At 34.4% G+C, this 6,772-nt stretch carries 6 protein-coding genes; 2 read left to right on the forward strand and 4 right to left on the reverse strand.

The window, feature by feature from the left end; genetic code table 11:
• Nucleotides 1-157: 157 nt before the first annotated feature.
• Together VFM92_RS08805 and VFM92_RS08810 are read right to left on the reverse strand one after the other, a co-directional pair.
• Nucleotides 158-796 (reverse strand): hypothetical protein, encoded by a 639-nt coding sequence (locus tag VFM92_RS08805; protein WP_325121841.1) that lies wholly within the window; start codon nucleotides 794-796, stop codon nucleotides 158-160.
• A 47-nt stretch (nucleotides 797-843) separates the two neighbouring features.
• A complete protein-coding gene (locus VFM92_RS08810) occupies nucleotides 844-1,539 on the reverse strand; it encodes an NAD-dependent deacylase (protein ID WP_325121842.1) in 696 nt (231 codons plus the stop codon).
• A 76-nt stretch (nucleotides 1,540-1,615) separates the two neighbouring features.
• On the opposite strand from VFM92_RS08810, the gene VFM92_RS08815 reads away from it, so the two are divergent.
• The gene (locus tag VFM92_RS08815) at nucleotides 1,616-2,563 is read left to right on the forward strand and encodes an OmpA family protein (protein WP_325121843.1); all 948 of its coding nucleotides are present in this window, start codon (nucleotides 1,616-1,618) and stop codon (nucleotides 2,561-2,563) included.
• A gap of 94 nt (nucleotides 2,564-2,657) precedes the next feature.
• On the opposite strand, the gene VFM92_RS08820 is transcribed toward VFM92_RS08815, so the two are convergent.
• Both VFM92_RS08820 and VFM92_RS08825 read right to left on the reverse strand, forming a co-directional pair.
• Nucleotides 2,658-3,092, reverse strand: coding sequence for a peptidylprolyl isomerase (locus tag VFM92_RS08820; RefSeq protein ID WP_325121844.1), 435 nt, complete (start codon nucleotides 3,090-3,092; stop codon nucleotides 2,658-2,660).
• A 120-nt stretch (nucleotides 3,093-3,212) separates the two neighbouring features.
• Complete coding sequence (locus VFM92_RS08825) at nucleotides 3,213-4,079, reverse strand: substrate-binding domain-containing protein (protein ID WP_325121845.1); 867 nt, start codon at nucleotides 4,077-4,079, stop codon at nucleotides 3,213-3,215.
• 152 nt (nucleotides 4,080-4,231) lie between these two features.
• Here VFM92_RS08825 and VFM92_RS08830 point away from each other — a divergent pair, with 152 nt between their 5' ends.
• Nucleotides 4,232-6,547, forward strand: coding sequence for a penicillin-binding protein 1A (locus VFM92_RS08830; RefSeq protein ID WP_325121846.1), 2,316 nt, complete (start codon nucleotides 4,232-4,234; stop codon nucleotides 6,545-6,547).
• The last annotated feature ends 225 nt before the right edge of the window (nucleotides 6,548-6,772 follow it).

Here is a 6,772-nt window from a genome sequence, read left to right on the forward strand (position 1 = left end):
AGTAACTGATTTGAATTTAATATCAGTGACAATATTGAATAATTCAAAGCACTGAATAATAATAAGCAGTTTAAGCCTAAAGTGAATATAAATTTTTCAAATTTGAAAAAATGAGTAGTAAATATCATTTTTCAATATTCATTAGATTATTATAACCCTAAAGCGTTGCTTCATGTAGAGCTTTCATGATTTTTAGTTTATGGCGTGATAAGTTCAAGGTTATCATTTCTGGAGGTGCATAATACCTGATTTTTACATTATCTGCGTTTGTAATTTTCTTTATTAAATCGTTTTCCACTTTATAATGGATGCTTACCAAAGTGAAATGTCGGATCTCATAATCAGTTATAACGGTTTTTTTGCTTGAATCAGCAAGTAATACATCTTCTTCATCTTTATCTATTTCAGATTTACTTTCCTTCCCTTGTGTAATTATTTCTACTGGAAAATTCTGGCCATCTACTATAAAATACATAGTGTTTTCAATAGATGAAGCTCGATTTTCTAATTGGATGTAATCGTAAAATTTATAGTCTTCCTGTAAACCACTAGCTTCTTTATAAATGAGTTGTTCACTTTTCATAAAGGAAGAATTTCTTTCTAAAGCATAACGATAGAATAATGTTTTCTTAAATCTTGTGATTCCCTTAACTTCATCATACTCAACCACCGGGTTGGGATTAGATTTTATCAGTAAAACAGCTGCTATACATGATTGCAGACTTATAATAGTAATAAGTATTAAAAATTTAGTGATGAATGATTTGTAGAAATTGAAATTGCTAAAGGATTTCATAATAAATAGTAGTTTTTGAATTAGTTTCAAAAACTATGCCTTTAATTCTATTTAGTATTTTTTAGAAGCATCTCTTTTAATTCTTTCATACCTTCTACAGCACTTTTAGCAATAGCCGTTACTTGATTATTTCCTCGATACTCGGGAGTGCTAGGATCGATCACGTAAATAGGTACCTCTGGGCCAACCTCATGAATTAAACCTGCGGCAGGGTAAACTTGTAAAGAAGTGCCTACAACAAGTAAAATATCTGCAGATGCGGTAATGTGAGCGGCTGGTTCTATCATCGGAACCATCTCGCCAAACCACACAATATGTGGCCGCAATTGAGCACCTTTTTCACATAAATCGCCTTCTTTAATTTCCCACCCTTCAAGTTTATAAATTAAATTTTCATCTTCGCAGCTTCTGGCTTTTCTAATTTCACCATGCAGATGAAGAATTTTAGATGAACCACCTCTTTCATGTAAATCATCTATATTTTGGGTAATGATTTCCACATCAAAATAGTGTTCTAATTCAGCTAATATTTTATGTGCTTCATTGGGTTTAGCCTCCAGAACGGCTTTTCTTCTTTGATTGTAAAAATTTAAAACCAATGCACGATTTTTAGCCCAACCTTGCGGAGAAGCTACTTCCATCACGTCATGTCCTTCCCACAATCCATCGGCTCCTCTAAAAGTTGGGATTCCGCTTTCGGCACTTATTCCCGCTCCAGTTAAGACTACTAATTTCTTTTTCATAACTTTATCTTTTGTCTGATACAATCAATATTTATGTAGTTTCGTTACAGACTTCAATATAATAAAACCTGAAAAAATGATAGCAAGAACAATTTTTATTGCCTTAGTAATTTTTAGTAGTGCAGCCTGCGTAACGCAGAAAAAATATGATGAATTATTAGCTCAAAAAGTGAAACTCGATGCCGAAAAAATGGCATTGGAAGATGAAGTGGATATTAAAATGGCCACTATAGAATCTTTAGAGGCTGCATTAATAGAAGAGCAGGAAAAATTAGAGCAAACCAGAAAAGCATATGAAAATTCTCAAAGAAGCTTAGATTCTCTGCAACATCAATACACCACACTCAATGATTATTATGATAAATTAATGAGCAGTAGTGGTAAGCTTAATCAGGATTTAGCCAACAAAGAGAAACAACTTTTGCAAATGGAAGCTGATTTGGAAATTTCTAAACAAAGAAATGATGAGTTAACGGCTAATCTTGCAGAAAGAGAAGAGCGAGTAGCTGAACTGGAAAAAGTTTTGGCCGATAAAGAGGAAGCTGTAAATGCCTTAAAAAAGAAAGTAAGTGAGGCTCTTTTGAATTTTAAAGAAAATGATCTTACTGTTGAAGTGAAAAATGGAAAGGTTTACGTTTCTTTGGCAGAACAATTATTATTCAATTCGGGGAGCACGGATGTTGATGCAAAAGGAGTAGAAGCATTAAAAAAATTGGCTCAGGTGTTAAAAGAAAATCAGGATGTAAATATTGTAGTGGAAGGTCATACTGATGATGTGCCGATTTCTGGAAATAATCGATATTTAAAAGATAACTGGGATTTAAGTGTATTGAGAGCCACTTCCATCGTGAGAATATTAACCTATAATGGTGCCTCACCTGAAAGAGTTACGGCAGCGGGAAAAGGAGAGTTTTCACCTAAAGCTTCAAATGAAACAGCAGAAGGTAGAAGAGAAAATAGAAGAACTGAAATTATTTTGACGCCTAAATTGGACGAGTTATTTCAAATATTGGAAACAAATTGAAAAAGATTCAAGAGTCAAGAATAAAGATTCTAGACAAAAAAATGGCGGGTTCTTCACCTGCCATTTTTATCTTAAATCTTAAAATCCGTTATCTTCAATCAACAATTGTCACTTTTTCCATCACGTCTCCTTGGCGGATATTATCAATAATATCCAAACCTTCATATACTTTTCCGAAGGCTGTATGCTTGCCATCTAAGTGTTGGGTATTTTGTCTGCTGTGGCATATGAAAAATTGGGATCCACCTGTGTTTTTACCCGCATGCGCCATGGATAAAACACCTCTTTCATGATATTGCTTTTCTCCATCAGTTTCACATTTGATTGAATATCCTGGTCCACCCGTACCAGTGCCATCTGGGCAACCACCTTGCACTACGAAATCAGGAATAACTCTGTGGAAGGTTAAACCATCGTAAAATCCCTTTTTAGCCAAATCGTGAAAGTTTTTCACCGTATTGGGAGTGGCGTCATCGTAAAATTCGATTTTTAATGTGCCCTTGTTCGTTACAATTTCTGCTTTGCTCATAATTTTAAATTTATACTATTGTTATAAGTTATAAGATTTAAGTATGTAATATCTGATTATCTGGTTACTAAATTCAAAAAACCACTATTCAAAACTTAGTACGTAAAACTAAAAACCGTTTTATATGCTATTTCTATTCCAAACCAATTGCTCAGTATCCGCCATTTCATTAATAATATTGGCTTCTTTTAACGTATAGACTACATTTTTTAACATTTTGTTACTAACCCATCCATCAGTGGCCCATTCAGTCGCATGAAACCACTTTACAGTATCTTCTTTCTTTATTTCAAAGCGCTTACTCACAATATCTACAGCATCTTCATTTTCCATAAACATAGCAGAAGTACGCTGAATTTGTCTCAATACTCTTGAAATATCTTTTGGACGCTCATTTATAATTTCGTTATGTGCTGCTAGTACAAAACACGGCCAAGGCGTAACATATTCACCGATTCTTTTTAAGGCTCCTCGGTCAACATAAGGCTTTGTAGTATATTTTTCCCAATAGAAAACGTCTGTTTCCTGTTTTTTCAATGAGTCTAATGCTCCTTTTAAGTTATTGATGGTATGAAATTGAGTTTCATCTATTTTTTTGTCATTATTCAGCGCATCTACAATGGGCATCAAATGCGAACCCGAACCAATTCTGCTTATGGCAAATTTTTTGTCATAAATTTCTTTATGGTCTTGGATTGGATTTTCAGTCCCGCTATGGATACCCCAAATCAAAGGACTTTTCACATATCCGCTGATTATTTTTGCAGGTACCCCTTGTAAAATTCCACTGACAATCCCTTCGGTTAGAATAGCGCAAATATCCACCTCATTATTGATAAGAGCTTCACGCATTTCGCCAGTTCCTCCTTCAAATGTTTTCCATTCAATGTTTAGCCCTTCCTTTTCAATCGCACCTGACTCAATTGCCAAATGAATAGGGGTGTTGTAATGTTCGGGAACCCCGCCAATTCTGATCGTTTTACTCACAATTTATATCTGTTTTTGAGTATGCAAACATACAATCTTTATCAATTGAATTAATGAAAAATTTTCTGTTTTGTTTAAAATTTCAAGCTTTATGACATTTTCTTTACACTTTTTACAGTGATTTTCCGTTCTTCGCTAGATAATCTAATGGCATGCCCAAAAAGACAAAACGAACAACATTAAAAAAGCGAATACTTAAAATTTCATCTATAGTAATAGGTTTTGGTCTATTATTGCTCCTATTATTTTTCTTTAGCATAAAAGCTGGCTTATTTGGAAAGTTACCTGATAAAGAATTATTGATTAATATCAAAAATGCTCAAGCGACCGAAATTGTGGATGAAAAGGGTGAAAACATAGGGTTTCTTTATAGAAGCTATCGTTCTAATATCGAATTTGAGTCTCTTCCGCAGCATTTAATTGATGCGCTTGTGGCAACTGAAGATGCTCGCTTTTTTGAACACTCAGGAATTGATTATAGAAGTTTAGTTCGTGTTTTATTGAAGACAGTAATTTTGCAAGATCGCTCAAGCGGAGGAGGGAGTACGATTTCCCAACAATTAGCTAAGAATTTATTTCCTCGTGAGTATTCCAATAGATTAGAAATAATTCCAATTAAAATTAAAGAAGCTATTATTGCTACACGCTTGGAAAAAATTTATTCTAAGGAAGAATTGTTAACGCTGTACCTGAATACCGTTAGTTTTCCGGATAATACTTTTGGAATTGAGGCAGCTTCGCAAACTTTTTTCAATAAATCAGTTCATAATTTAACATTGGAAGAATCTGCTATACTTGTAGGTAGCTTGAAGGCAACGTACACTTATAATCCTAGGATTTTTCCTGAAAATAGCATCGAAAGAAGAAATATAGTGCTTTCTCAGATGCTTAAATACGATAAAATTAGTGAGGAATTATACCAGAATACTATTGAAAAAGAAATTACTCTAGATTATCATCCCGTAAAAGCAGACGAGGGTATAGCACCTTATTTTAGAGAACAAGTAAGACTAGAATTGATAAAGTGGGCAGAAGAATATGAAAAGGAAACCGGCAATGCTATTGATATTTATGGAGATGGATTAAAGATTCAAACCACGCTTAATAAGAAAATGCAGCTATATGCGGAATCTGCAATGAAAACCCACATGCAAAATTTGCAAAAAGCATTTGAACAAAATTGGGGTAATCTTGCACCGTGGAAAAAGAAAGCTGTTTATGAACAATATATCAAGCGTTCGCATCACTATAAGGCTCTTATAAATGCGGGTAAATCAGAAGAAGAAATTCAGAAGGTACTGAATGAAAAAAAGCAAATGCAAGTTTTTGATTGGTCAGGAAGTGATGTACAAACGATGAGCGTGATTGATAGTATTCAACATTCTCTTAAAACATTACAAGCTGGATTTCTGGCCATGGAACCCAAAACGGGTGCTATCAAAACCTGGATTGGTGGAATTGATTTTGAATATTTCAAATATGACCATGTTTCGCAAAGTAGGAGACAAGTAGGTTCTACCTTCAAGCCATTTGTTTATTTAACAGCCTTGGAAAATGGCGTAAAACCTTGTGATTATTTCCCTGCAAGAGCTGTAGCCTATGAGAATTTAGAAGGTTGGAAACCTACCAACAGTGATGGAAAAGATTATTCCTATATTAATGTGACTATGCAAGAAGCATTAAGGAAATCCATGAATACAGTTTCTGTCAAAATTTTAGATGAAATAGGGATCTCTTCTGTATTGGATTTTGCTAAAAAGGTAGGAATTAATTCCGATTTGCCAGAAGTTGCTTCCATAGCTTTGGGGACAGCAGAATTAACCATGTTGGAATTAGCGACAGCTTACACATCATTTTTGAATGACGGGAAAGCTACTAAACCCTATTTTATCATGAAAATCACAAATGCTTCAGGTGAAGTTTTAGCTGATTTCAAGCCGGAAGCGGAATATGACCAGGCCTTTTCTGCTCTCAATCAAGAAATGATTGTAAATATGATGCAAGAGGTAGTCAATTCTGGTACAGCCTCTCGCTTGCGATGGAGGTATAAATTAAAAAATGATATAGCGGGAAAAACAGGAACGACTCAAAACAATCGTGATGGATGGTTTGTAGGATTGTTACCAAATTTAGTGACAGTTAGTTGGACTGGTTCTGATAATGGAAGTATAGGCTTTAGAAGTACTGCAATAGGGCAAGGAGCGAACTCAGCATTGCCAATATTTGGATTGTGGTTACAAAAAATGAATGCTGATGCAAGTCTAAATCAATATAGTAGAAGCCAATTTGAGCCATTATCAAATAAAGCAGTCCGATTAATGGATTGCCCTCCGATCAAAGAAGATGGTTTCTTTAAGAAGCTTTTTACCAATCCCGACAAAGAAAAAATTGAAAAGTTTGACGAAGATGGTGAAGAAAATAATGGTCTATTTAAGAAGATAAAAAAGCTCTTTAAAAAAGATTGGTAGAAATTTTCTTCCGCTCAGATTATTTGAGAACTGAGCGGAAGAAAGTTGTTAATATTTAGCGGGTGTTCCTGCGGCAGGCAAGCTCTCCTGACTTCCGCACTCATTTTTGAATAATTTCATAAGTTAGTGATATACAGAGGTTAAGGTGTTTTTGATTTGGTATTTTGGGTGTTAATTTTATTGAATATCTTTGGTTTCTATGTTTTTACGCAAACTCAAATCGAA

This window comes from Marivirga sp., assembly GCF_035704835.1.
Classification (GTDB): Bacteria; Bacteroidota; Bacteroidia; order Cytophagales; family Cyclobacteriaceae; genus Marivirga.